Origin of the sequence: Escherichia sp. WS1368, from assembly GCF_046487485.1 — a bacterium.
Taxonomy (GTDB): domain Bacteria; phylum Pseudomonadota; class Gammaproteobacteria; order Enterobacterales; family Enterobacteriaceae; genus Escherichia; species Escherichia coli.
Window position 1 is genome coordinate 761,314 of the sequence record NZ_JBJQJI010000001.1, and the last position, 26,970, is coordinate 788,283.

Sequence of the window (26,970 nt, forward strand, 5' to 3'; positions counted from 1 at the left end):
AGCCACGTCGTGAGTATTAACGTGGCTGCGATTGATTATGCGCTTACATTACAATGTAACAGGGATTAACTCGAGTAAGCGGCCAGCATTTCCTGCGCCGCCAGTTTACCCAACGCATTCGCTGCGAAAGGACTGTCGCCGGTGAGAACTTTACGGTCCTTATGTACTCGCCCGGTGATGTCGTCATTAATAATGTTCATGCCCATTTTCTTCAGCTCTTCGCCGAAGTACCAGGTGAGATGACCCGGCATATAGCCTATCTCTGGCGTTTGTTTGTCTGCGGCGTCTGGGAATGCGCAAATGGAATAACCATTCAGTGGGTTATCGCCGTGGCGAAGTGCCAGAAAAGCCGCCGGACCGTGGCAAAGGGATATAACAAAACGGTCATTTTTGATTGCCCACTGTAAAGCGGCAGCCACGTCCTGGCTTTCTGGTAAACCAATAAGTGCGCCATGACCACCAGGAACAAAGATTGCTGCATATTCGCTGTCAGCGTTGAGGCTGGCGACAACATCCGCGAGTTTATTCGGATTGCGGAACAACGATTTATGCTGCTCAAAGAATGGCATTACTTTTTCATCTTTGTGTGGCATAGCCCAGTATTCAAACTTGGTCATCAGACCGGAAATGGTCGCCACTTCGAATTCGAAACCTGCAGCATGGAGATGATACAACGGCAGCAACGTTTCAATCGGATGGTTACCGGTCGAAAACAGTTTGCCGTTATCGGTCGGCAAATAACGTTCGTCCGCGGCGATCACCAGAATTTTATGTTTACCACGATAAGGTTTTGGGTAGTCCACGCCATCAAGATCAGAGACAGGACTAGTATATTGGCTAAGCGAATATTCTGAAGGGAAGAATGCATTATCTTCAGCAATATCGACCTGCGGATTTTTACTTGTTTGAACAGTCATAGTGTATTCCTTATTGTTGCTTAGTTAGGGTAGTCACTATATTTGCGACTGAGCTGGTCGCTATTTTTAACCAGGCTGGAAAATTGAGTCAATATATCGAAAGCGGTAGTCGGCGGGTGTAAGTATGTAATGATGATGCTGCACTGGTGTTGAATATTATTCACGCCAAATTTTCCTTATTGAGCAACGTCGTCGCAAGTGGCCTCAATGATTTTAGACCATTATCAGAGGTCCGGGGCGGCAGGGAGAGATTTAGTGCTGTGGAATATTGTGGTGCTGATGAATATTTATATCCCGGATTGGTAGAGAAAAAGCTTTTTCCATGCACTTTTTTTGCAAATATTTCTGTATGGGAGGCGGTTTTGTTGCAGATTAATTCATAAAGAAATGCATTTGGGTGTTGGCTGGAAGAGTCGCGGGTAGATGTTATTGTGCCAGCAGGGGCAGGGTAAGGTACTGTATCGATATGCTTTGGCAATTGCATGTGCCGCAGAGGGAGATGAAATGCCAATAAAAAAGCCTGAGTTCGATGAGGGACGAACTCAGGCTAGTGTTAACTTTTACAGTAACACGCCGCGGCGCGTTGGCTGATTAGAACTGGTAGACTAAGCCCACAGCAACGATATCATCGGTAGCGATGCCGTTTGCTTTGTAGAAGTCGTCGTCGTTGTCCAGCAGGTTGATTTTGTAATCAACGTAGGTGGACATGTTTTTGTTGAAGTAGTAAGTCGCACCAATATCAACGTATTTAACCAGATCTTTATTGGTGTAACGTGGGTCGCCGTTGCCGTCATGAGCCCAACCACCTAAATCCTTACCTTTAGATTGCAGGTAAGCGATGGACGGGCGTAGGCCGAAGTCGAACTGATACTGAGCAACAACTTCAAAGTTTTGGGTTTTGTTCGCAATACCACCTCTGTCAATGTCGTTATTGTCTTTTCCGCTGCCATATGCAGTCATATTACGTGTTTCTGCATACATTGCCGCTAAATAGACATTATTCGCATCATATTTAGCACCGACTGTCCATGCTTCAGCTGTTTCACCACCAGCATATTTATTCGAGCGTTGCTCACCTAAACCAGTAGCACGTTGGTTATCAGTACGGTCAGAGTTTGAATATGCAGCCCCGAGGCTTAACCCGAAGTCAAAGTCATAGGAAGTGGACATACCGAAACCGTCACCATTTTCTTTAGACAGTTTACGATTATTACCATTACCAGAACCTTCTTGATCCCAAAGCCCACCCGATCCTTCATTATTACCCTGATATTGCAGAGCAAAGTTCAGGCCATCGACCTGACCAAAGAAGCCATTGTTACGGTAGGTTGCAACACCATTAGCACGACCGTTCAGGAAGTTGTCGGCACCAGCATAGGTATCGCCACCAAATTCTGGCAGCATATCGGTCCATGCTTCAATGTCATATACGACACCGTAGTTACGACCATAGTCGAAAGTACCATTCTGACCAAAGCCTAAACCTGCAAATGCCAGACGCGTTGCGGTATTACCTTTGTCGCTTTCAGGACCGTTTGCGCCAATGTTAAATTCCCACTGACCATAACCAGTGAATTGGTCAGCGATCTGAGTTTCACCTTTGAAACCGATACGGGCATATGACATGTCGCCATCGCTGCCAGCATCATCAGAGAAGTAGTGCAGGCCCGCTACTTTTCCGTACAAATCCAGTTTATTACCATCTTTATTATAGACTTCAGCCGCATTTGCTGCGCCAGCAACTAATAACGCCGGGACCAGCATTGCCAGAACTTTTCTTTTCATTATGTATTCCCTTGTGATTATAATCTTCATGAATATATCAATAAGTGCCGTTATCCAAAAAAAAGCACATTTGGATACTATTCTATGAAGTTCATTTTATTTTAAAGATTACATGTAACAAATATATTTAAAAGATTTCAAAATGTTTCTAATCTATTTAATATAATTCAGAATTATGAATTCTAAATATAAATATTCATGAAAATTATAAATGTATATCAATATGTTATGAGTTGAGCGGAAACATAGGGGGTATCAATGATTGTTGCGCCAAACGGCTGGTGTGATCACGCGCACATTAATGAAGGCATAAAAAAAGCCGGCATCATGCCGGCCCAAAAAAAATAAACAAGACGATAAAAGGCTAATAACGGAAGCATCATGACACAGAATAATAAAAAGGTATAATTGTAATCAGTGCTAATATATTGATTGAATGAATTAATAAAGCCGATATCAAAGATAAATAAAATCGCTCAAAACGATTTTTCCTGTATTCACTGCCGTTGCGCAAAAATTATCTATTTGTTCAAAAAATGATTGAGTCTTGACTGGCTCATCCAATGTGGAAAAATGTGACTTTTATCACATAATAGTACTAAGTCTGAATTTTCCGGGTTATCTCAAAATGGAATACGGTTCGACAAAGATGGAAGAGAGACTCTCTCGCAGCCCTGGCGGCAAATTGGCTTTGTGGGCTTTCTATACATGGTGTGGCTATTTCGTCTGGGCAATGGCGCGTTACATCTGAGTGATGAGCCGGATCCCTGATGCCCCGGTGTCGGGATTTGAAAGCGATTTAGGCTCTACCGCGGGAAAGTGGTTAGGGGCACTGGTCGGATTTTTATTTATGGCTCTGGTCGGGGCATTGTTAGGCAGCATTGCCTGGTATACCCGACCTCGTCCCGCACGTAGCAGACGCTATGAATAAAAACTGCTAAGGTTGCGACTCTTTGGCAACGGAGCGCGTATGGACTTACAACACTGGCAGACACAGTTCGAAAACTGGTTGAAAAACCATCATCAGCACCAGGACGCGGCCCATGACGTATGTCATTTTCGCCGCGTCTGGGCTACGGCACAGAAGCTGGCGGCAGATGACGATGTCGATATGCTGGTGATTTTAACCGCCTGTTATTTTCACGATATTGTGAGCCTGGCGAAAAATCATCCGCAACGGCAGCGTTCTTCAATCCTGGCGGCAGAAGAGACGCGTCGCCTGCTCCGTGAAGAGTTCGTGCAATTTCCGGCGGAGAAAATCGAGGCCGTTTGTCATGCCATTGCCGCTCACAGTTTCAGCGCGCAAATCGCCCCCTTAACAACGGAAGCTAAAATCGTCCAGGATGCGGATCGGCTGGAAGCCCTGGGTGCGATTGGCCTGGCGCGCGTGTTTGCTGTTTCAGGGGCATTGGGCGTGGCGCTGTTTGATGGTGAAGATCCGTTCGCACAGCATCGCCCGCTTGATGATAAACGCTACGCGCTGGATCATTTCCAGACTAAGTTGCTGAAGCTACCGCAAACCATGCAAACCGCAAGAGGCAAGCAGCTGGCGCAGCACAACGCGCAATTTTTAGTCGAGTTTATGGCGAAGCTCAGTGCCGAACTGGCGGGGGAGAATGAAGGTGTCGATCACAAGGTGATAGATGCGTTTTCACCCGCGGGCTGAGCGCGTGGCCCTAAATGGCTGTAATTATGTTAACCTGTCGGCCATCTCAGATGGCCGGTTAAATCTATGCAGGAAAATATATCAGTAACCGATTCATACAGCACCGGGAATGCCGCACAGGCAATGCTGGAGAAACTGCTGCAAATTTATGATGCTAAAACGCTGGTGGCGCAGCTTAATGGTGTGGGTGAGAATCACTGGAGCGCGGCAATTTTAAAACGTGCGCTGGCGAATGACTCGGCATGGCACCGTTTAAGTGAGAAAGAGTTCGCCCATCTGCAAACGTTGCTACCCAAACCACCGGCACATCATCCGCATTATGCGTTTCGCTTTATCGATCTGTTTGCCGGAATTGGCGGCATCCGTCGCGGTTTTGAATCGATTGGCGGACAGTGCGTGTTTACCAGCGAATGGAACAAACATGCGGTACGCACTTATAAAGCCAATCATTATTGCGACCCGGCGACGCATCATTTTAATGAAGATATCCGCGACATCACCCTCAGCCATAAAGAAGGCGTGAGTGATGAGGCGGCGGCGGAACATATTCGTCAACACATTCCTGAACACGATGTATTACTGGCGGGTTTTCCTTGTCAGCCATTTTCGCTGGCTGGCGTATCGAAAAAGAACTCGCTCGGGCGGGCGCACGGTTTTGCCTGTGATACCCAGGGCACGCTGTTCTTTGATGTGGTGCGTATTATCGACGCGCGTCGACCGGCGATTTTTGTGCTCGAAAACGTCAAAAACCTGAAAAGCCACGACCAGGGTAAAACGTTCCGCATCATCATGCAGACGCTGGACGAACTGGGCTATGACGTGGCCGACGCAGACGATAACGGGCCGGACGATCCGAAAATCATCGATGGCAAACATTTTCTGCCGCAGCACCGTGAACGCATCGTGCTGGTGGGTTTTCGTCGCGATCTGAATCTGAAAGCCGATTTTACTCTGCGTGATATCAGCAAATGTTTCCCTGCACAGCGAGTGACGCTGGCGCAGCTGCTGGACCCGATGGTCGAGGCGAAATATATCCTGACGCCGGTACTGTGGAAGTACCTCTATCGATATGCGAAAAAACATCAGGCGCGCGGTAACGGCTTCGGTTATGGAATGGTTTATCCGAACAATCCGCAAAGCGTCACGCGTACGCTGTCTGCGCGTTATTACAAAGATGGCGCGGAAATTTTAATCGATCGCGGTTGGGATATGGCCACGGGTGAGAAAGACTTTGACGATCCGCTGAATCAGCAACATCGCCCACGTCGGTTAACGCCTCGTGAATGCGCGCGTTTAATGGGGTTTGAAGCGCCGGGAGAAGCGAAATTCCGCATTCCGGTTTCGGACACTCAGGCCTATCGCCAGTTCGGTAACTCGGTGGTCGTACCGGTCTTTGCCGCGGTGGCAAAACTGCTTGAGCCAAAAATCAAACAGGCGGTGGCGTTGCGTCAGCAAGAGGCACAACATGGCCGACGTTCACGATAAGGCCACTCGCAGCAAAAATATGCGCGCGATTGCTACGCGTGATACGGCGATTGAGAAGCGCCTCGCCAGTCTGTTAACCGGGCAGGGCCTGGCATTTCGCGTTCAGGACGCGGATCTCCCCGGACGCCCGGATTTTGTCGTTGATGAATATCGCTGCGTGATATTTACCCACGGCTGCTTCTGGCATCATCATCACTGCTATCTGTTTAAAGTGCCTGAGACACGAACCGAGTTCTGGCTGGAGAAGATAGGTAAAAATGTTGAGCGCGATCGCCGCGATATCAGTCGCTTGCAGGAACTCGGCTGGCGCGTATTGATTGTCTGGGAGTGCGCGTTACGTGGGCGCGAGAAGCTGAAGGATGAAGCGCTTACCGAGCGTCTGGAAGAGTGGATCTGCGGCGAAGGTGCCAGCGCGCAGATCGACACGCAGGGGATTCATTTACTCGCTTGATGCGTCCTGAATAACTGGCGCAACTACGGGTTTTGCCGGGAAGAGATATTTTCCCAACGTGACCAGTACCACCGCGAAGACAATTACGCCGAGCGCCAGCCATTCAATCTTCGACAGCGTCTCTCCGCCCAGTCCCGTACCCAGCAAGACCGCGACCACCGGGTTAACGTAGGCGTAGCTGGTGGCGAGAGCCGGACTGACGTTGCGGATTAAATACATATAAGCGTTAATGGCGATAATCGAACCAAACAGCGCCAGATAGCCGACCGCAAGGAAGCCTGAAAGGGAAGGGAGCGCCGTCAGTTTTTCACCTGCAATCATCGACGCGATCATTAACACCACGCCTGCTGCCAGCATCTCAATCGCACCCGCCATCATCCCTACAGGTAATGTAATGCGCGAGCCATAAACCGAGCCAAACGCCCAGCTAATCGAGCCGATTAAAATCAGAATCGCGCCCCACGGATTGCCGCTTAAATTTCCACCGCTATTGAGCATGATGATTCCGGCAAGCCCAATGGCGATACCCACCCATTCCAGTTTGCGCGTTTTAATGCCAAATAGGCGGCTGAAGCACAAGGTAAAGAGAGGCACGGTTGCAACCACTACGGCGGCGATGCCGGAAGGAACATTTTGATGTTCGGCAACCGTTACCATGCCATTACCGACAGCCAGCAATAACAGGCCAATCAGCGCGGCATTGAGCAGCGGACGTAGCGGGGGGAGTTTGTGTCCGCGCAGTAGCAAAAATGCCAGCAATAAAATACCGGCTGCCAGGAATCGCACGCCCGCCATCATTAACGGCGGCCAGCTTTCCACGCCAATCCGAATGACAAAATAGGTTGAGCCCCAAATGATATACAACGCAAACAACGCGCCAAAAAGCGGTAACAACTGGCGGAAACGCATAATCCCTCACGGTGGAAATAAAAAGGTGGTTCATAGTAAACGTGAAAATCATTCTGCTGGCGAGAGATATAATTGCACTTGATTGTTAAAAAAATGTTGACCTGTGAAGCAAGTATCAGAGCTGCCGTTTTTGCTTCATACTTACACCCTTCAACAATAAAAATGAGAGGGAATGCTTTTGGCCGGGAGTAGTTTACTGACGTTGCTCGATGATATCGCCACACTGCTGGACGATATTTCCGTGATGGGCAAACTGGCGGCGAAGAAAACCGCCGGTGTATTAGGGGATGACTTATCGCTCAATGCGCAACAAGTTTCAGGCGTGCGCGCCAACCGGGAACTTCCCGTGGTCTGGGGCGTGGCGAAAGGATCGCTGATCAATAAAGTGATTCTGGTGCCGCTGGCGCTGATCATCAGTGCGTTTATCCCGTGGGCGATTACGCCACTGTTGATGATTGGCGGCGCGTTTCTCTGCTTTGAAGGGGTAGAGAAAGTGCTGCATATGCTGGAGGCGCGTAAACATAAAGAAGATCCGGCGCAGAGTCAGCAGCGTCTGGAGAAGTTGGCGGCGCAGGATCCGCTGAAGTTTGAAAAAGACAAAATAAAAGGGGCGATTCGTACCGATTTTATATTGTCTGCGGAAATCGTCGCCATCACGCTGGGGATTGTGGCAGAAGCGCCGTTGCTTAATCAGGTGCTGGTGCTTTCAGGCATCGCGCTGGTAGTGACCGTGGGCGTCTACGGTCTGGTAGGGGTTATCGTTAAGATTGATGACCTGGGGTATTGGCTGGCGGAAAAATCCAGCGCGCTGATGCAGGCATTAGGTAAAGGGTTATTGATCATTGCGCCCTGGTTGATGAAGGCGTTATCGATTGTCGGCACGCTGGCGATGTTCCTCGTCGGCGGCGGGATTGTGGTACATGGTATTGCGCCGCTGCATCACGCCATTGAACATTTCGCCGGGCAGCAAAGTGCAGTGGTGGCGATGATATTACCGACTGTTTTAAATCTGATTCTTGGTTTTATCATCGGTGGCATCGTGGTGCTGGGAGTGAAAGCAGTAGCGAAAATGCGCGGTCAGGCACATTAATACTCGCACAGGCTATTATGCAAAATTCGCCATCTTAAACTAAGGTGAACAAGTTTCACTCGAAAAAAGGAGGCGAGTATGAGCTTTATGGTTAGTGAGGAAGTTACGGTTAAAGAGGGCGGCCCGCGGATGATTGTCACCGGATACTCCAGCGGTATGGTTGAGTGTCGTTGGTATGACGGTTACGGGGTCAAGCGGGAAGCTTTTCATGAAACCGAGCTTGTTCCGGGGGAGGGGAGTCGTTCTGCGGAAGAAGTTTGAAAGGGTATCATTAACACCAGGCCGGATCACATCCGGCCTGGTGTGCCAATGCCTGCAATGAATGATAGTCGCGTCTTATCATGCCACCATTATAAAATTATCGCTGTTTTGCGGTACGTTATCGCCGGGTTATGCCAGAATCATAAAAAAGCAGGTTGGGAGTCGTCAGGGTGCAGCACGAGACAAAAATGGAAAACCAGAGCTGGTTGAAAAAACTCGCACGCCGCCTGGGGCCTGGTCATATCGTTAATCTCTGCTTTATCGTGGTATTGCTTTTTTCCACCTTGCTCACCTGGCGTGAAGTGGTGGTGCTGGAAGATGCCTATATCTCCAGCCAGCGTAATCATCTGGAAAACGTAGCCAACGCGCTCGATAAGCATTTGCAGTATAACGTCGACAAACTGATCTTTTTGCGTAATGGCATGCGCGAAGCTCTCGTAGCGCCACTGGATTTCACCTCTCTGCGTAATGCCGTAACCGAGTTCGAACAGCATCGTGACGAGCACGCCTGGCAAATCGAACTCAACCGACGACGCACCCTGCCAGTCAATGGCGTGTCGGATGCATTAGTCAGCGAGGGGAATCTCCTGTCTCGCGAAAATGAAAGCCTCGACAATGAAATTACCGCTGCGCTGGAAGTTGGTTACTTGCTGCGACTGGCGCACAACTCCTCGTCAATGGTTGAACAGGCGATGTATGTCTCGCGTGCCGGATTTTACGTTTCGACGCAGCCGACCTTGTTTACGCGCAATGTACCGACGCGTTATTACGGCTATGTCACCCAACCCTGGTTTGTCGGCCATTCGCAACGAGAAAATCGTCACCGCGCGGTACGCTGGTTCACTTCGCAACCGGAACACGCCAGCAATACTGAACCGCAGGTTACCGTCAGTGTTCCGGTAGACAGTGATAACTACTGGTATGGCGTGCTGGGGATGAGTATTCCCGTGCGTACCATGCAGCAATTTTTAAGAAACGCCATCGATAAAAACCTCGATGGTGAGTATCAGCTCTATGACAGTAAGCTGAGATTATTGACCTCTTCTAATCCCGACCATTCAACAGGGAATATTTTTGACCCTCGTGAACTGGCCTTGCTGGCGCAGGCAATGGAACATGACACGCGGGGCGGCATTCGTATGAACAGTCGCTATGTTAGCTGGGAACGTCTGGACCATTTCGACGGTGTGCTGGTGCGCGTCCATACGCTAAGCGAAGGCGTGCGCGGCGATTTCGGCAGTATCAGCATTGCATTAACCCTGCTGTGGGCGCTCTTTACCACCATGTTACTCATCTCCTGGTATGTGATTCGCCGGATGGTCAGCAACATGTATGTTTTGCAAAGCTCGTTGCAGTGGCAGGCGTGGCACGACACCTTAACGCGTTTATATAACCGTGGCGCACTGTTCGAAAAAGCCCGTCCGCTCGCTAAATTGTGTCAGACGCACCAACATCCTTTTTCTGTCATTCAGGTCGACCTTGACCATTTTAAAGCGATTAATGACCGCTTTGGTCATCAGGCGGGCGACCGTGTTCTTTCTCATGCTGCCGGATTAATTAGCAGTTCCTTGCGTGCGCAGGACGTTGCCGGGCGGGTCGGTGGTGAGGAGTTTTGTGTGATTCTGCCCGGCGCGAGCCTGACGCAGGCTGCGGAGGTTGCAGAACGTATTCGCCTGAAGCTAAATGAAAAAGAGATGTTGATCGCCAAGAGTACGACGATACGCATCAGTGCCTCGCTGGGGGTAAGCAGCAGCGAGGAAACCGGTGATTATGATTTTGAACAACTCCAGTCACTGGCCGACCGTCGACTTTATCTCGCTAAACAGGCCGGGCGCAATCGGGTATTCGCGAGCGATAACGCTTAATGGGCGGAGAAAAAATGGTCCAGCCCTTCACGCCAGCCTTCCGGTCCTTCACGCTGCGTTCGCCAGACGCGGGCCGGCTCCTCATCATGCAGATGCACCCCTTCACGGTTTAGCCCTTTCACAATCACCGCGTAATCCATTACCTCCAGTAAGGGCGCATCGTTTGGCCCATCGCCCAGGCCAAGTGTGGTTGGGCGTTTGCCTGACAATTGTTGATAGGTCGCGATAATCCAGTTGGCAGCCTGATCTTTTCCGGCAGAGGCATCCAGGACGTGCCAGAAGCGCGCACCCTGCATAAACTGCAAGCCCAGTTCGTTCAGACGAGCGGTAAATTGTGCCATACGCTCGTCACTGTCGCGCCAGATTAGCGTTACCGACGCCTCATGTAGCTGCGTCAGCGCCGCCTGGCTACGGCTTAATCCCGTCCATTCGGCGATGGTTGCATCGTCGACATCATCAAAAGTTGTGAATTTAAAATGTTCTTTCTCGCGTAGCGTATTTAAAACCTGGCTGATTTCGCCATGGCTAATACCTGAGATGATGCGTGGAAAACCGTCTATATCCTGCCATTGCTCAGCAAGCTGGATCACTGCGCCATTTTCGGCAATCAGCGGTAAACCTTGTAGCCCCAACGTTTTTTGCAAGTACAGCATTTCCGCTGATGTCTTACTGCTACAGAGAATGACGGGAACATTCGCTTCGCGTAAACGGCTGAGCCAGGGGGCAGCTGGTTGCCAGTCATAACTATGACTGTCCAGCAGGGTGCCATCAAGATCGCTAAAAACCAGTAGTGGTTGTTGAATTGAAAGCATGGTTGCGCAGTACTCCCCTTACCAGGATGATTCTCAAAACAGCACAAATTATCAAAGATGTTTTTTTCGGGAGCGATCCCGTTGACGCCAGAGCCACCAAGGGGTGACGCGCGTCACATTTCTATTCATAAGTAGCGTTAATCATTCATATCACGAATATTTTCTTGTCAGCGAAAAAAATTGCGGATAAGGTGATGAACACATCAGATTTCCTGGTGTAACGAATTTTTTAAGTGCTTCTTGCTTAAGCAAGTTTCATCCCGACCCCCTCAGGGTCGGGATTTTTTTATTGTGCATTCAACGATTCACTTCAGAGACGCTGAAGTCATGAATATCCAGTTCGAAGGCATCCGCCAATTCACGCCATGTATGATATTCACGTCCATCGACGCTAACGTGTTCAGAATCGTTCTGGCTGCGATGAACTTCGCTTTCGCTAATTTCATTGATCGCCGCCAGCAGGGCATCGACATCGACGCTGACCTCACGTTTTGCGGTATCGCTGTACTCTTTTGCGGTTTTCATCATCTTTCCTCGCAACCGTTACTCTGTTGTTGCCGCCAGTCGTTAAGTCCGCCTGGCATCTCTTAAGTATAGACCGTCGAGAAAATCAGCACTCGCGCGCGCCTGGCGCTGCCAGAAAAACGAAATTGTTCTACACTGGCACAAAGCCACAGGAGGAAAACGATGAAGGTGAATGATCGGGTAACAGTCAAAACGGATGGCGGTCCGCGTCGTCCTGGCGTGGTACTGGCAGTTGAGGAGTTTAGTGAAGGCACAATGTACCTGGTTTCGCTGGAAGACTACCCGCTCGGCATCTGGTTCTTTAATGAAGCAGGGCATCAGGACGGTATCTTTGTGGAGAAAGCAGAGTAATCTAATTCAGCCTGACTGGTGGGAAACCACCAGTCAGAATGTGTTAGCGCATGTTGACAAAAATACCATTAGTCACATTATCCGTCAGTCGGACGACATGGTAGATAACCTGTTTATTATGCGTTTTGATCTTACGTTTAATATTACCTTTATGCGATGAAACGGTCTTGGCTTTGATATTCATTTGGTCGGAGATTTGAATGGTTCCCTGACCTGCCATCCACATTCGCAACATACTCGATTCGGTTCGGCTCAATGATAACGTCGGCATATTTAAAAACGAGGTTATCGTTGTCTCTTTTTTCAGAATATCGCCAAGGATATCGTCGAGAGATTCCGGTTTAATCGATTTAGAACTGATCAATAAATTTTTTCTGACCAATAGATATTCATCAAAATGAACATTGGCAATTGCCATAAAAACGATAAATAACGTATTGGGATGTTGATTAATGATGTGCTTGATGCGCTGACTGTTAGAAGCATCGTGGATGAAACAGTCCTCATTAATAAACACCACTGAAGGGCGCTGTGAATCACAAGCTATGGCAAGGTCATCAACGGTTTCAATGTCGTTGATTTCTCTTTTTTTAACCCCTCTACTCAACAGATACCCGGTTAAACCTAGTCGGGTGTAACTACATAAATCCATAATAATCGTTGACATGGCATACCCTCACTCAATGCGTAACGATAATTCCCCTTACCTGAATATTTCATCATGACTAAACGGAACAACATGGGTCACCTAATGCGCCACTCTCGCGATTTTTCAGGCGGACTTACTATCCCGTAAAGTGTTGTATAATTTGCCTGGAATTGTCTTAAAGTAAAGTAAATGTTGCGATATGTGAGTGAGCTTAAAACAAATATTTCGCCGCAGGAGTATCCTGGAAGATGTTCGTAGGTATTATTTTTCGGATAATCCTTAGGATAACATGATAAACGTTACGGAATTATATTAATGGCAATTCACTAATAATATCAGCCAGCAAATTAAACATCTCACTGAATAAATGTTCGCAAAAAGGCGCAATTAACGGCATTAATGCCGCCATTAAAGAGATACCGACAGTCAGAGTTAATGGAAATCCAATAACAAAAATGGATAATTGCGGGGCCATACGATTCAGTAAACCTAATGCCAGATTCAGGGTCAGCAGCAGAGTAATGAGCGGTAACGCCAGCATCAGTCCGTTAAGGAAAATCAAACTCCCTGCTTTGGTGAGTGCCAGAAACGCATTGCTGTTCAACGGTTCGCCACCAATTGGCAGGGTGTGAAAGGTATCGACCAGCAGTGAAATCAACCATAAATGACCGTTAAATGTCAGGAACAGCAGTAACGCCAGCATATCCATGATACGCGCTAAAACGGGCATATTGAGATGGCTGGCCGGATCGACAAACGTCGCAAATGACAGCCCCATTTGCAGACCGATAATTTCACCAGCGGTTCGCACAGCGGCAAAGGCAAATTGCATGGTAAAACCAAGCGCAATGCCGATCAGGATCTGCTGCACGGCCAGCCACAGAGCAAAGAACGAAAAAACAGGAACATCGTTGGCAGGTAATGATGGGGCAATAGCGAACGTGATCATCATTGCCAGACCCAGTTTTACCCGTTTCGGCACGCTGCGTTCGCTCAGAATTGGTGCGGTAGAAATGAGCGCCAGCACGCGCAGTAACGGCCAGAAGTACAGGCTTAACCAGGAAAGCCATTGATCGCTTGTTACCTGCATCATTGTACGGCCTACCCGATGATATACGGCAGGTTAGTGAACAAGGTGCGGACGTAATCCAGCAACAGATTGAGCATCCACGGTCCGGCAATAATAATGGCGATAAATACGGCGATGATTTTTGGAATAAACGACAGCGTCATTTCGTTGATCTGCGTGGCGGCCTGCAAAATACTGATGATAAGACCCGTGACCAGCGCCACCAGCAACAGTGGGGCAGCCAGTGCCAGCGCGACTTTCATCGCTTCAGTCCCCATCATCATGACCGATTCAGGTGTCATTTTGCCTCTCTAGCTGTAAAAGCTCTGCGCCAGCGAACCGACCAGCAATTGCCAGCCATCCACCAGTACAAACAGCATCAGTTTAAAGGGCAGAGCAATGGTGGCTGGGGGAACCATCATCATCCCCAATGCCATCAACACGCTGGCAATCACCAGGTCGATAATCAAAAAAGGAATGAAAATCGTGAAGCCTATCTGAAATGCGGTTTTCAACTCGCTGGTCACGTAGGCCGGGAGCAAAATGCGCATCGGCACAGCTTCAGGTCCCTGCAACGGGCCAGTATTCGCCAGTCTGGCAAACAACCCTAAATCCGCCTCACGGGTCTGACGCAGCATAAACTCACGCAGCGGCTGCGCCCCTTTTTCCAGCGCCTCCTGCATTGATATTTTCTCTTCGCTAAATGGCTGGTACGCATCGACATAAATTTTGTCGATCACCGGCGACATAATAAAAAAGGTCAAAAACAGTGCCAGCCCCAGCAATACCTGGTTAGGTGGCGCGGAGGGCGTTCCCAGTGCGTTACGCAATAAACCAAAAACAATGATGATGCGGGTGAAACTGGTCATCATCAGTAAAATTGCCGGAATAAACGTCAACGAGGTAATGAACACCAGCGTCTGCACCGGGAGCGACCAGCTTTGTCCACCGCCAGGCAGCGGCTGGCTGGTGATACCCGGCAGTTGCGCAAAGGCGAGGGGCGTAACCAGCCAGAGAAGGACAGGTGCGACAGACAACAAACGACGCATCAGGATCTCCCGCTACGCTTAAGCAAGTTTTTCATGACCAACTGAAAATCGGTCTGCGGTATCTCTTCCGTTGGTGCTGAAGGGGGAAGTTTATGCAGCAGATTGATTTGCCCTGCGGTAACGCCGAGCACCAGCCGTGCATCTTCCACATCGACCACCACGACCCGTTCACGCGCGCCCAGCGAAGCACTGGCGCTAATTTTCAGACCGTTAACGCCAGTGCGTTTCGGGGCAAATCCCAGCCGTTTTACCAGCCAGGCAGCAGCGAGGATCAGGGCAATAATGGCGATGAGTGCGCCGCTCACCTGCAGCAGTGGCGCAGCAGAAACCGGCGCGGAAGATTGCACAGTAGCGTGGTTATTCATCACTAACGGCTCAGGCGGCGCATCCGCTCAGACGGAGTAATGATATCGGTGATCCGCACGCCATATTTATCAGCGACTACGACAACTTCGCCTTGGGCGATTAAATAACCGTTGATCAGAATATCCAGCGGTTCGCCCGCCAGACCGTCCAGCGCCACGACTGACCCTTGCGTCAGACGCAACAGCTCTTTGATGGTCATCCGCGTACGGCCCAGTTCGACGGTCAGCTTGACCGGAATATCCATAATCAGGTCGATATCCTGCAACGTTCCGCTGACATCACCACCGCCAAATTGCTGGAACACCGCGTCGGCAGCGCTTTTGCTACTGGTTGATTTTTGTTCGCTCAACGCTTCAGCCCACAGATCGTCCATTGCGCCGTTGTTGTCATCGGCCGGATTATTCATGTCACTCATTTGGGCTGTTCCTCGTTCAGAGAATTTAAAATCGGGTTAATCAAATGTTCTATCCGTAACGCATACTGACCGTTGAGGGTGCCGTACTGACTGGTCAGCACCGGGACGCCGTCAACATGGGCGATGATGCGGTCGGGTTTTTCTATCGGCAGGACGTCACCTGGTTTCAGTTTTAAAATTTGCGACAGGCGTAGCGATATATCGGCAAAGTTGGCGACCAGCTCGAGCTGTGAATGCTGCACCTGGCGCACCAGGTTATCGCGCCAGTTCTGATCTTCATTACGCGAGTTTTCCAGCGGCGGGTTAACCAACAATTCCCGTAGCGGCTCGATCATGCTGAATGGCAGGCAAATATTAAATTCGCCGGTCAGGTTGCCAATCTCCACATGGAACGGCGTGTTAACCACGATGTCGTTCGGCGAGGTGGTGATATTGGTAAATTTCACCTGCATTTCCGAACGCACGTACTCAACTTCCAGCGGATTAATCGCCTTCCAGGCGTCGCTATAGCCTTCAAGCGCCAGCTTTAACATGCGGTTGATGACGCGCTGTTCTGTATGGGTAAACTCGCGACCTTCCACTTTGGTCGGGAAGCGTCCATCGCCGCCAAACAGGTTATCCACGGCGATAAACACCAGACTCGGTGAGAACACCACCAGCCCTGTGCCGCGCAGCGGTTTCAGATGGATAAGGTTCAGGTTGGTCGGCACCGGCAGGTTGCGGGCAAATTCATGGTACGGCTGAATGCGGATGGCCCCGACGGTAATGTCCGGGCTACGGCGCAGCAGGTTGAACAGCCCCATACGAAAATGGCGGGCAAAGCGCTCATTAATGATTTCCAGCGCCTGCAAACGTTCGCGCACAACCCGTCGTTGGGTATTCGGATCGTACGGACGAATGTCACTTTCGCCGCTAACACTGGCTGTCGGTTCGTCTTTGACTTCGCTGTCGCCATTCAACAGCGCATCAATTTCAGCTTGAGAAAGAATACTATCGCCCATGTCGTTATCGCAGAATAAAAGCGGTATACAGCACGTCGGTGACATCCTGTTTCGGTTGCCCGGCAACAAGCGGGGTGGAAAGTGTGGTTTTAATCTCGGCAATCAGGTTTTTCTTGCCTTCTTCTGTCGCCAGTACGGCAGCATCCTGACGCGAAAACAGTAACAGCAAACGGCTACGGACTTCCGGCAAATACTCACTCAGCCGCGAGCGGGTAGCTTCATCTTTCAGTCGCAGGGTTATGCCGATATAAAGCACGCGATCCGCATCGCCCAAATTGACCGTAAAGGTATCCAGCGCATAGAAGACCGGGGAGGGCACGACGCGTTGCTGCGCTTTGTCTTCAGCGGCAACCTGATGCGAATGCCAGTAGCTGTAACCTGCGCTGGCACAGGCCGCGAGGGTAATGAATACCAGAATCGGGATCCAAAGCGATCGCTTGCTTTTCTTGCTTATCGCGTAATCAGTCATGTGTTGCGGTCTTCCTGTGTCGCTACTGCTTATCGGCTAATTATCCTGCGTCTTGAGCGCAACAAAGCGGGGAAAAGACGCGGATTACGGTGCTACCTCTGACGTTAGGCGAAAATATCAACGCCGCTGTTGCCTGTTACACGCCCTTGTAAAGAGACGGGAACCGGAAGCGTATCGTCGTCTTCCCCCGCCAGAGGTTCATGGTTTGCTGTGCGTTGGCTTTGCTGTTGTTGGGAAGCGGCCTGCTGCTGACCACTAAAGCTTTCGCCACTGATGTTGATTTGCCCTAACTGAATGCCACTTTCCGCCAGCTGCGTACGCAGTACCGGCAGCGCTGCTTCCAGCGCGGCGCGTACGTGTTGATGCGGTGAAACCATCTGGATTTGCGCCTGGTTATCATCCACTTTGAGGGAAATTTGCACTTCACCTAAATCCTGTGGGTGCAGACGCAACTCTGCACTTTGTTGCCCCTGGCGGGTGAACAGCGAAATATGCTGGCTTAATGATTGTTGCCATTCGTGAGAACCCAGCGGTGCACTCAAAACAGGCGCGGCGACGGTGGGCAGTGGCTGTGTCTGGTGTGGAGTGATTAGCGGGCTGGCGGCAGCGGTCACCGACGAAGGCGTGCTGATGACTTCCGCTTTACTCTGGGATTCTGCTACCAGCGGTGTTAATGGCTGAGCTGGCGTGCCGGGGGCGTCATCAGGCTGTGCTGTTGTGAGTTGCGCAGAAGTCAGTTTTGTGAAAAGCGTTGGTTTCTCTGCCGGTAACACGGTTGACGGTGCATCAGTCACTTTGGGCGTATTGTCAAAACCCGGCAACATCGCAAAAAGGGCACTCAGGCTGGCGGTGACGTCTTCATTCAGATCATCCGCTTTTTCGTCTTTTGCCGTATTGTTGTCAGCCGCCGCAGCCAACGTTATCGTCTGAGCGGTGTTTAACGGTGTTGATGTGGATTGTTCGTCGTTGATGACAGGCGGTGTTTCATCCACAGGGATCAGTAAATCCGCTTGTTGCGCGTCTGAAAGAATATCGCTGACCAGCGGCTCGCCTTTTGTCGTGGGCTTATCTGTTGCCATCAGCAACTGGGGAGTCGCTTTGTCGGTTGTTGCCTCGCCTGTTAATGCTTCGCTCAACAACGCGAGAAAATCTTGTGCAGCATCGCTGGCTTTGCCGCCAGGCAATGTGGCGTTATCAACGTCAGCGGTAATCAAGGGCGCTATGCGAATCATTCAGGTTTCCTCATGGCGGCGCGCTGGGCGAACTCATCCATCTTTTTCTGATCGAGGCGGTTTTCTGCAAGCAGTGCCGCCGTGGATTGCCGTTCCTGCAGTGTCTGCCAGGCCTGCAAACGTTGTTTCTTTTCTCGCCAGCTGTTCAGGGCAATGTCAACTTTCTGCGTCCACTGATTAAGTTGCTGGCGATGCTGAGTAATGGCTTTTTCCAGCGTCTGGATAAACTGCTGATAGTTGATCCAGCGGTTGCTGGTCATCCCGGCACTCATATCGCTATTGAGGTTATTGCGATATTCATTCTGATAATCGATCAGCATTTTGAGCTGTTCTTCCGCCTGCTGACATCCGCGACGCATTTCACCCAGCAGGCGCGCGGCATCCTCTACCTCTTTTTCTGCCAGATCTTTCAGGGTCGCCAGCGCACCATGTTCTGCCATCTGCCGTTATCTCCTGGGTTATGACACTGTCGGGAAAATACGCTCCAGCCCCTGGAGAGATGCTTCCCAGTCCGCGCGTTCAAAAATGCCTTGTTGTAAATAGCCCTCCAGCTGCGGCCACAGGGCGATGGCTTTATCGAGCATCGGATCGCTGCCTTTGGCATACGCACCGACGCTAACCAGATCGCGGTTACGCTGAAAACTCGACAACAGCTGTTTGAAGGTGCGCACTCGCGCATAATGTTGCTCGCTGATCAACGCCGTCATTGCGCGGCTGATCGACGCTTCAATATCGATAGCCGGATAGTGCCCGGCTTCCGCCAGTCGGCGAGACAGCACAATGTGACCGTCGAGGATTGCCCGCGCGGAGTCAGCAATGGGGTCCTGCTGGTCATCGCCTTCGGTGAGCACGGTATAAAACGCGGTAATCGAGCCGCCGCCGCTAATACCATTTCCGGCACGCTCGACCAGTGCCGGTAATTTGGCAAACACCGACGGTGGATAACCTTTAGTGGCAGGTGGTTCGCCAATCGCCAGCGCAATCTCACGCTGGGCCATCGCGTAGCGGGTGAGGGAGTCCATAATCAGCAAAACATGCTGACCACGATCGCGAAAATCTTCGGCAATGCGCGTGGCATAGGCGGCACCCTGCATTCGCAGGAGCGGAGAAACATCCGCCGGAGCGGCAATCACCACGGAGCGTGCACGCCCTTCGGCACCGAGGATATTCTCAATAAAATCTTTTACTTCGCGCCCTCGTTCACCAATCAAACCCACGACAATGACATCAGCGCGGGTGTAACGGGCCATCATCCCCAGCAGCACACTTTTACCAACGCCGGACCCGGCAAACAGCCCCATACGCTGCCCGCGCCCGACGGTAAGCAGGGCATTGATTGGGCGCACGCCGGTGTCCAGCACATGTTCAATCGGTGTACGTTGCAATGGGTTAAATGGCGGGGTAATCAGCGCACCGGTTTCCGTCGTATCGGGGGAGGGGAGGCCATCGAGCGGTTTACCGCTGCCGTCCAGAACGCGACCTAATAACGCCGGACCGAGCGGCAACTGCTTGCCGCTTTGCAGCCCTTCAGCCGAAATGTTTTTGGCATAAACACGCGCGCCGGGCAGGACACCTTCCACTTCCTCCAGCGGCATTAAAAACAGCCGTTGACCGTTAAAGCCAACGACTTCGCTTTCTACTTCGTGCGTTTCGCTGCCGTTCTGGCGCTCAATCACACAGGTTGCGCCGAGCGGCAATTGTAATCCGGTGGCTTCCAGCACCAGCCCGGTAGCGCGGGTTAATCGCCCGTAGCGACGTACCGCAGGCAACTGCGCCATTTTGGCTTCAAAGTTATCCAGCGTGGTTAGCCAGCGAGTCAGACGCGTGGTCATTACACCACTCCTGGTGCTGCCAGACGGCAGAGTTCTTGCCAGCGAGTGGCGACACTGGCGTCGAGATCGCCTTCATCGGCGGAGACTTTACAGCCGCCAGGATGGAGTGTGGGATCGCCCCGCAAGCGCCAGCCATGCAAACTTAAGGTTGCGCCGAGCATATCATCCACACGTTGCAGATCATCCGGGTGCACGCGCAGCTGTGGTTTACCGCTGAATAACGGTTCTTGCTGCAACAACTGTTGGATCTGTTTGATCAGTGCCGAGTTATCCACTGTTGGCGTCTGACCGATCACCTGACGTGCCGCCTCCAGCGCCATCTGCATCAGGCGCGACGCTATCACACTATCAAGTGCATCAAGGGTAGTTTGAAATTCGCTGACCAGTTGCTGCATCCGGGCATGAATTGGCGCTTGTTGAGACTTCGCCTCTGCCAGACCTTGCTCCAGCCCCTGGGCCAGTCCTTCCTGATAGCCCTGTTCGTGACCTTGCTGGCGACCTTCGGCAATACCCGCCTGATAACCTTGTTCATGGGCTTGCATTTGCAGTTGCGCCAGTTGCTGCTCAAGGCTGGGTTCGGCCTCTTCAATGATGGTTTCTTCCGGCTCGACCATGGGCACAAACTCTGCCTGTGGTGGCGCGAGATCGTCCGGCGTCCAGGTTTTCCACGGCAGATTATCAGACATAGGTATCCTCGCCGCTGCCAATTACCATCTCGCCAGTTTCGGCAAGGCGGCGCACAATCAGCAGAATCGCTTTCTGTTCGTTTTCCACCTGCGACAGACGCACCGGACCACGGTTGGCGAGATCGTCGCGCAGAATATCGGCGGCACGCTGCGACATATTGCGCAGGAATTTCTCGCGCAGTGGCTGCTCGGCCCCTTTCAGCGCGATCAACAGCGATTCGGAATCCACTTCCTGCAACAGTCGCTGAATGCTGCGATCGTCGACATCCACCAGATTCTCGAACAGGAACATCTCGTCGATGATTTTCTGCGCCAGCTCGCCGTCGAATTCACGCACGGCGGTAATAACGGCTTCTTCCTGCTGAGTTTTCATCAGGTTGATAATTTCGGCTGCTGTTCTCACGCCGCCCATTTTACTGCGCTTGAGATTCTGACCGTCGAGCAAGCCATTCAGAACTTCGGTCAGCTCCGCCAGCGCGGCAGGCTGCACGCCGCCAAAGGTGGCGATACGCAACATCACGTCGTGGCGCAGACGTTCATCGAACAACGCCAGAATATCGGCGGCCTGGGCGCGCTTCAGATGCACCAGAATGGTGGCGATAATTTGCGGATGCTCATCGCGAATCAGATCGGCGGCGCTCTGCGGCTCCATAAAGTTGAGCGTTTCAATACCGCTGGCGGTATCGCGGGTTTCGAGAATATCTTCCAGCAGGCTGGCGGCACGTTCTTCACCCAGAGCTTTGACCAATACCGAACGCAGATAATCGTTGGCGTTGATATTCAGTGCGGCAAACTGTTCAGCTTCTTGCTCAAACTCCGCCAGCACATCGGTTAGCTGCTTGTTGGAGATCTGCGTGACGTTCGCCATTGCAGCGCTCAGAGTTTGCACTTCGCGCTGGGAGAGGTGCTTGAACACCTCTGCCGCCCGGTCTTCGCCAATGGTCATCAGTAGGATGACGCTTTTATCGGTGCCTGTCAGGTTACTCATGATCGTTATTTATCCACTGGCGAATGACCAGCGCCACCACGCGCGGATCGTTATCAGACATTTCACGGATACGCTGGCTCATGACTTCTGCCCCCAGACGTTGGTTAGCGCGCCGTTGTTGGAGTTGTTCGTCTTTGCTCAGGCGGACTTCCACCGCATCTTCCACTTCCTCGCGGGCCTGTGCCTGTTGCTGTACAGCTTTCATCGCCTCAGCGCGACGTGTTAGCTGCGGGCGTACCGCTTTACGCCACAGCAGCCACGCCACCAGCAGTACCAGCAACCAGCGACCGGCAGCAAGTAACTGATCGATAAACGCTTGCTGTTGCCAGAACGGCAGTTCTCCGCCGCTTTCGTCACTGCTATTGAACGGCGAGTTAACAACATTGAGCGAATCACCGCGTTTTTCAGAAAAGCCCATCGCCTCGCGGGTCAGATCTTCAATTTGCTTCATCTGTTCGTTGCTGAGAGGCAACGGTTTGCCATCTGGCAAGGTTTTGTAATTCACCACGACCGCGACGGACAGACGTTGCACATCGCCCACGTTCATTTTGGTATGACGAATGGTGCGATCGACTTCGTAGTTACTGGTTTCATTCCGCTGTGTGCTACGCGGCCCACTATTGCTGGTGGTGCTCGCCTGCTGCTGGCGGTTATTTTGATTTGCCGGAGGCGTGCTGATTGGCGCGTTATTCGCAGGAGCCGGTTGATTCGACAACGCCCCCGGTACGCCGCCCGGATAACCGGAACCGCTTTGCTCGCTCTCATTAAGCTGGCGTGAACGAAGCGCCGCCTGAGATTCATCACCGTTAGGGCGATACTGTTCTTCCGTTTGTTCTTTACTGGCGAAGTCCAGTTGCGCCGTAACCTGGGCGTGAATATTACCGTTACCAACAATTGGCGACAGGATCGCTTCAATACGCCGCTGAATCCGGCCTTCGACATCGCTGGCATATTTCAACTGAGCGTCATTAAGATCGCGCCCGCTGGTATTGGACTGGGTTAACAGATGTCCACCCTGATCCACCAGCGTGACGTTCCCCGGCGGCAGACCAGCAACCGCGCTGGAAACCAGATGCACAATGGCGCTAATTTGCCCTTCATCGAGTGCGCGGCCGGGTAACAGATTTACCGTCACCGATGCAGAAGGGGATTTTTGTTCACGGACGAATAAAGACGGTTTCGGCATTGCCAGATGTACGCGCGCCCCTTTTACCGGGCCGATAGTTTCGATGGTACGAGAAAGCTCGCCTTCCAGCGCCCGCTGATAATTCACCTGTTCGCTGAACTGGCTGATACCAAACTTTTCCTGATCGAGCAGTTCGAAACCGACCGCGCCGCCTTTGGGCAAACCTTGTTGTGCCAGGCGCAGACGCAGTTCGTGAACTTTATCTGCCGGAACTTCAATAGCGCCGCTGGCTTCGCTGAAGCGGTAAGGAATATTCATTTGCGTCAGTTGGCTGACAATTGCGCCACCATCCTGATCGGAAAGATTGCTGAATAATGTGCGGTAGTCGGGGGCTTTCGCCCACAGGATCAGTGCGACCATGACCGCCACTGCTGCGGAACCGGCAACAATCAATGGAATTTTCGGATTCGCACGCAGGCGATTAAGCCACTCAAGAGATTTTGTCTGGGCTGCAGTCGCATTCATCGCGCACCTCGTGGCTGATTATGGACGGCGTTATTGGCAAAGTGGAACAAGACTCACTCCCGGGTCAGCAAACTCGAAAAATTGACGCTGCCATTATTTGTGCTTTCGTTTTTTTCTATCCGCCAATAAACCCGTTTTTTTGTTGCTATTTAGCGCCTTTGTCTTATTGACTTACTGGTAGGCTTTGCTACCAGAAATTATCCGGGAGATGAAAATGTCAGCGATACAGGGGATTGAAGGGGTTATCAGCCAGTTACAGACCACGGCGATGAGTGCACGTGCGCAGGAATCACTGCCGCAACCGACCATTAGTTTTGCCGGGCAGCTGCACGCCGCGCTCGATCGCATAAGCGATACACAAACAGCCGCCCGCACGCAGGCAGAAAAATTCACTCTCGGTGAACCCGGCGTGGCGTTAAACGATGTGATGACCGATATGCAAAAAGCCTCAGTTTCAATGCAAATGGGGATTCAGGTGCGTAATAAGCTGGTGGCGGCGTATCAGGAAGTGATGAGCATGCAGGTGTAGGTTGTGTAACCTGTTGTTAATTACATCCGATCTCACCGCGTGGGGCATGGATGGGGCAAACTCACTCTATTTCTGGTTTAAAATGGATACCTGATCCTGAACGTTTTCTGCCATCCACGATCCGTAAACGCAATAAACCCTTTGACCATCAGAGTGTCTCATTTGACACTCATCACCACGTCGGATGTTGTTACGACCACAGACGCAACAGTAACCTCTGGATAATTTAATCTTCGTTCTTATTTTTATTAATATACTGCGTTATAAAAATGAGCGATTTTTGATAGTGGTAATTTTATTGTGTTTTAGAATGCTCCCTGGGCAATATAATTTATTAAACAGGAGTGTAAATGTTTCCATTAAATGATCTGTCGTTAAAAGCTCAGTCGGTTCAATTAAATAAAATCACATCTAATACTGAGTCTACGATAAAACAACAAGATTTAGTATCTGATGATGCAATGATAAATGAATTATCAAGTGAGTTAGTCAGTTGTCTTGGAAATGGTAGGTTTACACCAATTAGTGAAGACAGCAAATTACTGAATATGCTGTCAGAATTTAAGTTGTTGCACTCAGAATATTTCGGATGGGGTGATTATAGTCTCTGGTTTCAAGGTTTCTCGATTTATGATAAGACAGGTTTTATCATGATAGAAAAAAGTCAGGGAGCTGGTAATCCACCCATTCGGCATACATTAGAGTTTATATCGACTAATATTGCAGAGTTTCTAGACAAGTTAACGAAAATTACAGATGCCAGACTTTGCAAAGGTTTCAGTGACTGGGCTAATTCAGTCAAAGAAGGCGCATCGAATGACTTCAAAGAAAATGTGGATATAGCATTGGTGAGATTGTTTAAATGTGTTGAACTCCACAATAGTAAACTTGACTTAACAGATCTTCACTTGGGGTCTTTGCCACCTCTTCCAGACTGGATTGAGGTGCTTTCTCTTCGTCATAATGGCCTTGCCACAATACAAATTCCCAAATTCTGCAAAGAATTAGAACTCGATTTTAATAATTATATGGTATTTCCAAAAGTATCCGATGGAATTACCCAGGTCTCCGTAGATAATAATCTGATATCGCGTGTTGACTCATCTCCGTCAAAGGCTATGAAAATTTTTATTTATCGCAATAAAATATGGTAAATACCAGCAATGCCTGAGACTACTAATCTGTTTAATTGTGGCGATAATAAGATAAAAAAATTCAATACTTCCCAAATCATCTGGAGACAGCACGTATGGAGTATAATATTGAGGTTGTCCCTGCGATACATAGCAATTTAAAATTACTTTTTATAGAATGTTATCCTATTAAAGAGGAGTTTTTAATGCCGTGGACTTTGACAGACATTACCTATGAAATATCGCAGCGAAAATATATTGTTACGAATTCCGCTGATTATGATAAATATTCTGACATAGTCAAAAGGGGCGTAATAGATGGTAAGAATTAAATAGTTAGGCGCAATTGTGTCACTGGAATAGAGGTTTCTTGTGGCGCATGTGGAAGGAGCGTCTAAGGACAAGACATATGCGGCTGGTGATGAATAAAGGCGCAGCACGTCGAATGCAAGAATGTGCTGCGTCTGGCTCATGGCAATTCATTATTTTCGCATAGCGTCAATGACAAAAATCGACTGTGTGGATCAAGTTGATAATCAGCAAACGGTTCGCAATCAACGAAACCATGCTTCAAATAAAGTTGATGGCAGGCCGTAAATCCAGCCTGTGTACCCGTTTCTAAGCTCAGGCGATGAAGGCATCTGTCATGGGCGACCTGCAAAATGTGGCGTAAAATCAGACTGGCGACACCTCGACGTAAATAATTTGGCGCGGTACGCATTGATTTCAGTTCGCCATGTTTATCATCCAGCAACTTCAGCGCACCAATTCCTGCGAGTTGTTCGCCTTCCCATACTGACCAGAATGTCACTGTCGGGTTACGTAATTTTTGCACATCTAAAGCATGACTGCTTTCGGGGGGAGACTGCTGCAGCATGCCGGAAATATGGTAAGCCACTAATGCTTGCACTGCTGGATGGGTGAGATCATCTGTTTTAATCGTGAACATAACGATTCCGCATTGGTGTTATTTTTGCAATATGCCAACAGGTAATGAAATCTTTGTCTAATAGAGATTTCTTATGACGCAGTATTGTTGATCAATAATCTTCAGGCTTGTCAAACAGGTTGAATTAACGCCGCGCCCTGGTTTTTGACATTACCCACCGCGCGCGATACCGGGTGCCAGGTGAACTGGTTTGCTGGCACACAGCCACTGGTAGCGATTTCTGAGGCTTCTTTACCGCCAATATCTTGCCGCATCCATTCCCGCGCAGCTTCTGGCGACAGTACCAGTGGGCGGCGGTCATGAATATCTACCAGACCCTGGTCTGCTGCTGCAGTGACAATCAAAAATCCTTCGGCTTCGTCACCGCGCTCGAACGGTGTGCTACCTATCGCGGCCAGAAAAACAGGTTGTCCATCAGCACGATAGATAAAATAAGGCTGCTTTTTGTCGCCTTCTTTTTTCCACTCAAACCAGCCATCGACAAAACAGATTGCCCGACCATGTTGCCAGAGCGGTTTAAACATGCGACTGGTTGCGGCAGTTTCTACGCGGGCGTTAATCAGCGGCGGTTTATCCCACCATCCGGGAGCATATCCCCAAAAAACCGGATCCAGATGAAGGTGTTCATCACGTTCACTGAGTAGAAGAACTTTGGTTCCCGGCGCGACGTTGTATCTGCCAATGGGTTCGGGATCGTAGGGAATATCGCGTTCAATATCTTCCGCGAGAAGCGCAAGGTAATCTTCACGCGTTTGGGATTGGGCAAAGCGTCCACACATAGCAACCTCCTGAGATCATACTGAAAAGAATAGGAGAGGGGGCGGGTAAAATCTAT

At 50.3% G+C, this 26,970-nt stretch carries 29 protein-coding genes and 3 pseudogenes; 10 read left to right on the forward strand and 22 right to left on the reverse strand.

Going from position 1 to position 26,970, the window contains the following annotated elements:
• Nucleotides 1–65: 65 nt before the first annotated feature.
• On the reverse strand, nucleotides 66–917 hold the full coding sequence (hchA, locus tag ACJHYD_RS03625) for a glyoxalase III HchA (protein WP_001544645.1): 852 nt from the start codon (nucleotides 915–917) through the stop codon (nucleotides 66–68).
• Nucleotides 918–1,508: 591 nt separating this feature from the next.
• Complete coding sequence (gene ompC / locus ACJHYD_RS03630; RefSeq protein WP_000824405.1) at nucleotides 1,509–2,702, reverse strand: porin OmpC; 1,194 nt, start codon at nucleotides 2,700–2,702, stop codon at nucleotides 1,509–1,511.
• 649 nt (nucleotides 2,703–3,351) lie between these two features.
• Here ompC and drpB point away from each other — a divergent pair.
• The 4 genes and pseudogenes from drpB (at nucleotide 3,352) to vsr (ending at nucleotide 6,304) form a co-directional block, all read left to right on the forward strand.
• A pseudogene (drpB, locus tag ACJHYD_RS03635) lies at nucleotides 3,352–3,633 on the forward strand (cell division protein DrpB).
• Between the two features lie 39 nt (nucleotides 3,634–3,672).
• Nucleotides 3,673–4,368, forward strand: coding sequence for a phosphohydrolase (locus ACJHYD_RS03640; RefSeq protein WP_024229419.1), 696 nt, complete (start codon nucleotides 3,673–3,675; stop codon nucleotides 4,366–4,368).
• A gap of 66 nt (nucleotides 4,369–4,434) precedes the next feature.
• On the forward strand, nucleotides 4,435–5,853 hold the full coding sequence (gene dcm / locus ACJHYD_RS03645; protein WP_001157214.1) for a DNA-cytosine methyltransferase: 1,419 nt from the start codon (nucleotides 4,435–4,437) through the stop codon (nucleotides 5,851–5,853).
• On the forward strand, nucleotides 5,834–6,304 hold the full coding sequence (gene vsr, locus ACJHYD_RS03650) for a VSPR family DNA mismatch endonuclease (RefSeq protein WP_021561325.1): 471 nt from the start codon (nucleotides 5,834–5,836) through the stop codon (nucleotides 6,302–6,304). Before dcm ends, vsr begins: the two co-directional genes overlap by 20 nt.
• Here vsr and yedA read toward each other — a convergent pair.
• Entirely contained in the window at nucleotides 6,293–7,213 is a 921-nt protein-coding gene (yedA, locus tag ACJHYD_RS03655; RefSeq protein ID WP_001212226.1) for a drug/metabolite exporter YedA, read from the reverse strand. The genes vsr and yedA overlap by 12 nt on opposite strands.
• Before the next feature lie 172 nt (nucleotides 7,214–7,385).
• Here yedA and ACJHYD_RS03660 point away from each other — a divergent pair, with 172 nt between their 5' ends.
• The 3 genes from ACJHYD_RS03660 to dgcQ all read left to right on the forward strand — a co-directional run bounded on the left by ACJHYD_RS03660 (nucleotide 7,386) and on the right by dgcQ (nucleotide 10,429).
• Entirely contained in the window at nucleotides 7,386–8,303 is a 918-nt protein-coding gene (locus ACJHYD_RS03660; protein WP_000922683.1) for a DUF808 domain-containing protein, read from the forward strand.
• Nucleotides 8,304–8,381: 78 nt separating this feature from the next.
• A complete protein-coding gene (locus ACJHYD_RS03665; RefSeq protein ID WP_000009307.1) occupies nucleotides 8,382–8,564 on the forward strand; it encodes a YodC family protein in 183 nt (60 codons plus the stop codon).
• Nucleotides 8,565–8,734: 170 nt separating this feature from the next.
• Nucleotides 8,735–10,429 (forward strand): cellulose biosynthesis regulator diguanylate cyclase DgcQ, encoded by a 1,695-nt coding sequence (gene dgcQ, locus ACJHYD_RS03670; protein WP_021561324.1) that lies wholly within the window; start codon nucleotides 8,735–8,737, stop codon nucleotides 10,427–10,429.
• Here the strand turns inward: dgcQ and ACJHYD_RS03675 are convergent.
• Nucleotides 10,426–11,241, reverse strand: coding sequence for a mannosyl-3-phosphoglycerate phosphatase-related protein (locus ACJHYD_RS03675; protein ID WP_001544640.1), 816 nt, complete (start codon nucleotides 11,239–11,241; stop codon nucleotides 10,426–10,428). The genes dgcQ and ACJHYD_RS03675 overlap by 4 nt on opposite strands.
• A 297-nt stretch (nucleotides 11,242–11,538) precedes the next feature.
• The gene (gene yodD, locus ACJHYD_RS03680; RefSeq protein ID WP_000844800.1) at nucleotides 11,539–11,766 is read right to left on the reverse strand and encodes a peroxide/acid resistance protein YodD; all 228 of its coding nucleotides are present in this window, start codon (nucleotides 11,764–11,766) and stop codon (nucleotides 11,539–11,541) included.
• Nucleotides 11,767–11,928: 162 nt separating this feature from the next.
• Between yodD and dsrB the strand changes: the two genes are divergently transcribed.
• Nucleotides 11,929–12,117: a protein DsrB gene (gene dsrB / locus ACJHYD_RS03685; protein WP_000867217.1), complete on the forward strand. Its 189-nt coding sequence runs from the start codon at nucleotides 11,929–11,931 to the stop codon at nucleotides 12,115–12,117.
• A gap of 43 nt (nucleotides 12,118–12,160) precedes the next feature.
• Here the strand turns inward: dsrB and rcsA are convergent, their stop codons facing one another.
• From rcsA to fliF, 14 genes are all read right to left on the reverse strand, one after another.
• Nucleotides 12,161–12,784: a transcriptional regulator RcsA gene (gene rcsA, locus ACJHYD_RS03690; protein ID WP_000103994.1), complete on the reverse strand. Its 624-nt coding sequence runs from the start codon at nucleotides 12,782–12,784 to the stop codon at nucleotides 12,161–12,163.
• A gap of 289 nt (nucleotides 12,785–13,073) precedes the next feature.
• Nucleotides 13,074–13,859 carry a flagellar biosynthetic protein FliR gene (gene fliR, locus ACJHYD_RS03695; protein WP_000983977.1) on the reverse strand — a complete coding sequence of 262 codons (786 nt, stop codon included), beginning with the start codon at nucleotides 13,857–13,859 and terminating at the stop codon, nucleotides 13,074–13,076.
• 8 nt (nucleotides 13,860–13,867) lie between these two features.
• Nucleotides 13,868–14,137, reverse strand: a complete 270-nt coding sequence (gene fliQ, locus ACJHYD_RS03700) for a flagellar biosynthesis protein FliQ (protein WP_000187358.1) — start codon at nucleotides 14,135–14,137, stop codon at nucleotides 13,868–13,870.
• A gap of 9 nt (nucleotides 14,138–14,146) precedes the next feature.
• Complete coding sequence (gene fliP, locus ACJHYD_RS03705; RefSeq protein ID WP_001253450.1) at nucleotides 14,147–14,884, reverse strand: flagellar type III secretion system pore protein FliP; 738 nt, start codon at nucleotides 14,882–14,884, stop codon at nucleotides 14,147–14,149.
• Nucleotides 14,884–15,249 (reverse strand): flagellar biosynthetic protein FliO, encoded by a 366-nt coding sequence (fliO, locus tag ACJHYD_RS03710; protein WP_021561323.1) that lies wholly within the window; start codon nucleotides 15,247–15,249, stop codon nucleotides 14,884–14,886. The genes fliP and fliO overlap by 1 nt, the downstream gene beginning before the upstream one ends.
• A 2-nt stretch (nucleotides 15,250–15,251) precedes the next feature.
• Nucleotides 15,252–15,665: a flagellar motor switch protein FliN gene (fliN, locus tag ACJHYD_RS03715; RefSeq protein ID WP_001282098.1), complete on the reverse strand. Its 414-nt coding sequence runs from the start codon at nucleotides 15,663–15,665 to the stop codon at nucleotides 15,252–15,254.
• Nucleotides 15,662–16,666: a flagellar motor switch protein FliM gene (fliM, locus tag ACJHYD_RS03720; protein ID WP_001295641.1), complete on the reverse strand. Its 1,005-nt coding sequence runs from the start codon at nucleotides 16,664–16,666 to the stop codon at nucleotides 15,662–15,664. The genes fliN and fliM overlap by 4 nt, the downstream gene beginning before the upstream one ends.
• A 4-nt stretch (nucleotides 16,667–16,670) precedes the next feature.
• Nucleotides 16,671–17,135: a flagellar basal body-associated protein FliL gene (gene fliL, locus ACJHYD_RS03725; RefSeq protein ID WP_000133119.1), complete on the reverse strand. Its 465-nt coding sequence runs from the start codon at nucleotides 17,133–17,135 to the stop codon at nucleotides 16,671–16,673.
• A gap of 104 nt (nucleotides 17,136–17,239) precedes the next feature.
• Nucleotides 17,240–18,367 (reverse strand): flagellar hook-length control protein FliK, encoded by a 1,128-nt coding sequence (locus ACJHYD_RS03730; RefSeq protein ID WP_033547199.1) that lies wholly within the window; start codon nucleotides 18,365–18,367, stop codon nucleotides 17,240–17,242.
• Nucleotides 18,364–18,807, reverse strand: a complete 444-nt coding sequence (fliJ, locus tag ACJHYD_RS03735) for a flagellar export protein FliJ (RefSeq protein WP_000807584.1) — start codon at nucleotides 18,805–18,807, stop codon at nucleotides 18,364–18,366. The genes ACJHYD_RS03730 and fliJ overlap by 4 nt, the downstream gene beginning before the upstream one ends.
• Before the next feature lie 18 nt (nucleotides 18,808–18,825).
• Nucleotides 18,826–20,199 carry a flagellar protein export ATPase FliI gene (fliI, locus tag ACJHYD_RS03740; RefSeq protein ID WP_000213294.1) on the reverse strand — a complete coding sequence of 458 codons (1,374 nt, stop codon included), beginning with the start codon at nucleotides 20,197–20,199 and terminating at the stop codon, nucleotides 18,826–18,828.
• Nucleotides 20,199–20,885, reverse strand: a complete 687-nt coding sequence (gene fliH / locus ACJHYD_RS03745; RefSeq protein WP_001282694.1) for a flagellar assembly protein FliH — start codon at nucleotides 20,883–20,885, stop codon at nucleotides 20,199–20,201. Before fliH ends, fliI begins: the two co-directional genes overlap by 1 nt.
• The gene (fliG, locus tag ACJHYD_RS03750; protein ID WP_000067950.1) at nucleotides 20,878–21,873 is read right to left on the reverse strand and encodes a flagellar motor switch protein FliG; all 996 of its coding nucleotides are present in this window, start codon (nucleotides 21,871–21,873) and stop codon (nucleotides 20,878–20,880) included. The genes fliH and fliG overlap by 8 nt, the downstream gene beginning before the upstream one ends.
• Nucleotides 21,866–23,524, reverse strand: coding sequence for a flagellar basal-body MS-ring/collar protein FliF (gene fliF / locus ACJHYD_RS03755; protein WP_000994435.1), 1,659 nt, complete (start codon nucleotides 23,522–23,524; stop codon nucleotides 21,866–21,868). Before fliF ends, fliG begins: the two co-directional genes overlap by 8 nt.
• Nucleotides 23,525–23,738: 214 nt before the next feature.
• Here fliF and fliE point away from each other — a divergent pair, with 214 nt between their 5' ends.
• Nucleotides 23,739–24,053: a flagellar hook-basal body complex protein FliE gene (fliE, locus tag ACJHYD_RS03760; protein ID WP_001301376.1), complete on the forward strand. Its 315-nt coding sequence runs from the start codon at nucleotides 23,739–23,741 to the stop codon at nucleotides 24,051–24,053.
• 66 nt (nucleotides 24,054–24,119) lie between these two features.
• Here fliE and ACJHYD_RS03765 read toward each other — a convergent pair.
• Nucleotides 24,120–24,218: pseudogene (locus tag ACJHYD_RS03765) on the reverse strand (integrase); the annotation flags it as partial.
• Between the two features lie 185 nt (nucleotides 24,219–24,403).
• Here ACJHYD_RS03765 and ACJHYD_RS03770 point away from each other — a divergent pair.
• Nucleotides 24,404–25,518 (forward strand): annotated as a pseudogene (locus ACJHYD_RS03770) (DUF5503 domain-containing protein).
• A 137-nt stretch (nucleotides 25,519–25,655) separates the two neighbouring features.
• On the opposite strand, the gene ACJHYD_RS03775 reads toward ACJHYD_RS03770, so the two are convergent.
• Nucleotides 25,656–26,135 carry a GNAT family N-acetyltransferase gene (locus tag ACJHYD_RS03775; RefSeq protein WP_000494170.1) on the reverse strand — a complete coding sequence of 160 codons (480 nt, stop codon included), beginning with the start codon at nucleotides 26,133–26,135 and terminating at the stop codon, nucleotides 25,656–25,658.
• A gap of 110 nt (nucleotides 26,136–26,245) precedes the next feature.
• Complete coding sequence (locus ACJHYD_RS03780; RefSeq protein WP_001595870.1) at nucleotides 26,246–26,914, reverse strand: SOS response-associated peptidase; 669 nt, start codon at nucleotides 26,912–26,914, stop codon at nucleotides 26,246–26,248.
• Between the last annotated feature and the right edge of the window lie 56 nt (nucleotides 26,915–26,970).

Coding starts and splice junctions, on each gene's coding strand:
- hchA (WP_001544645.1), bottom strand. CDS start 917: ATGACTGTTCAAACAAGTAAAAATCCGCAGGTCGATATTGCTGAAGAT.
- ompC (WP_000824405.1), bottom strand. CDS start 2,702: ATGAAAAGAAAAGTTCTGGCAATGCTGGTCCCGGCGTTATTAGTTGCT.
- ACJHYD_RS03640 (WP_024229419.1), top strand. CDS start 3,673: ATGGACTTACAACACTGGCAGACACAGTTCGAAAACTGGTTGAAAAAC.
- dcm (WP_001157214.1), top strand. CDS start 4,435: ATGCAGGAAAATATATCAGTAACCGATTCATACAGCACCGGGAATGCC.
- vsr (WP_021561325.1), top strand. CDS start 5,834: ATGGCCGACGTTCACGATAAGGCCACTCGCAGCAAAAATATGCGCGCG.
- yedA (WP_001212226.1), bottom strand. CDS start 7,213: ATGCGTTTCCGCCAGTTGTTACCGCTTTTTGGCGCGTTGTTTGCGTTG.
- ACJHYD_RS03660 (WP_000922683.1), top strand. CDS start 7,386: ATGCTTTTGGCCGGGAGTAGTTTACTGACGTTGCTCGATGATATCGCC.
- ACJHYD_RS03665 (WP_000009307.1), top strand. CDS start 8,382: ATGAGCTTTATGGTTAGTGAGGAAGTTACGGTTAAAGAGGGCGGCCCG.
- ACJHYD_RS03675 (WP_001544640.1), bottom strand. CDS start 11,241: ATGCTTTCAATTCAACAACCACTACTGGTTTTTAGCGATCTTGATGGC.
- yodD (WP_000844800.1), bottom strand. CDS start 11,766: ATGAAAACCGCAAAAGAGTACAGCGATACCGCAAAACGTGAGGTCAGC.
- dsrB (WP_000867217.1), top strand. CDS start 11,929: ATGAAGGTGAATGATCGGGTAACAGTCAAAACGGATGGCGGTCCGCGT.
- rcsA (WP_000103994.1), bottom strand. CDS start 12,784: ATGTCAACGATTATTATGGATTTATGTAGTTACACCCGACTAGGTTTA.
- fliR (WP_000983977.1), bottom strand. CDS start 13,859: ATGATGCAGGTAACAAGCGATCAATGGCTTTCCTGGTTAAGCCTGTAC.
- fliQ (WP_000187358.1), bottom strand. CDS start 14,137: ATGACACCTGAATCGGTCATGATGATGGGGACTGAAGCGATGAAAGTC.
- fliP (WP_001253450.1), bottom strand. CDS start 14,884: ATGCGTCGTTTGTTGTCTGTCGCACCTGTCCTTCTCTGGCTGGTTACG.
- fliO (WP_021561323.1), bottom strand. CDS start 15,249: ATGAATAACCACGCTACTGTGCAATCTTCCGCGCCGGTTTCTGCTGCG.
- fliN (WP_001282098.1), bottom strand. CDS start 15,665: ATGAGTGACATGAATAATCCGGCCGATGACAACAACGGCGCAATGGAC.
- fliM (WP_001295641.1), bottom strand. CDS start 16,666: ATGGGCGATAGTATTCTTTCTCAAGCTGAAATTGATGCGCTGTTGAAT.
- fliL (WP_000133119.1), bottom strand. CDS start 17,135: ATGACTGATTACGCGATAAGCAAGAAAAGCAAGCGATCGCTTTGGATC.
- ACJHYD_RS03730 (WP_033547199.1), bottom strand. CDS start 18,367: ATGATTCGCATAGCGCCCTTGATTACCGCTGACGTTGATAACGCCACA.
- fliJ (WP_000807584.1), bottom strand. CDS start 18,807: ATGGCAGAACATGGTGCGCTGGCGACCCTGAAAGATCTGGCAGAAAAA.
- fliI (WP_000213294.1), bottom strand. CDS start 20,199: ATGACCACGCGTCTGACTCGCTGGCTAACCACGCTGGATAACTTTGAA.
- fliH (WP_001282694.1), bottom strand. CDS start 20,885: ATGTCTGATAATCTGCCGTGGAAAACCTGGACGCCGGACGATCTCGCG.
- fliG (WP_000067950.1), bottom strand. CDS start 21,873: ATGAGTAACCTGACAGGCACCGATAAAAGCGTCATCCTACTGATGACC.
- fliF (WP_000994435.1), bottom strand. CDS start 23,524: ATGAATGCGACTGCAGCCCAGACAAAATCTCTTGAGTGGCTTAATCGC.
- fliE (WP_001301376.1), top strand. CDS start 23,739: ATGTCAGCGATACAGGGGATTGAAGGGGTTATCAGCCAGTTACAGACC.
- ACJHYD_RS03775 (WP_000494170.1), bottom strand. CDS start 26,135: ATGTTCACGATTAAAACAGATGATCTCACCCATCCAGCAGTGCAAGCA.
- ACJHYD_RS03780 (WP_001595870.1), bottom strand. CDS start 26,914: ATGTGTGGACGCTTTGCCCAATCCCAAACGCGTGAAGATTACCTTGCG.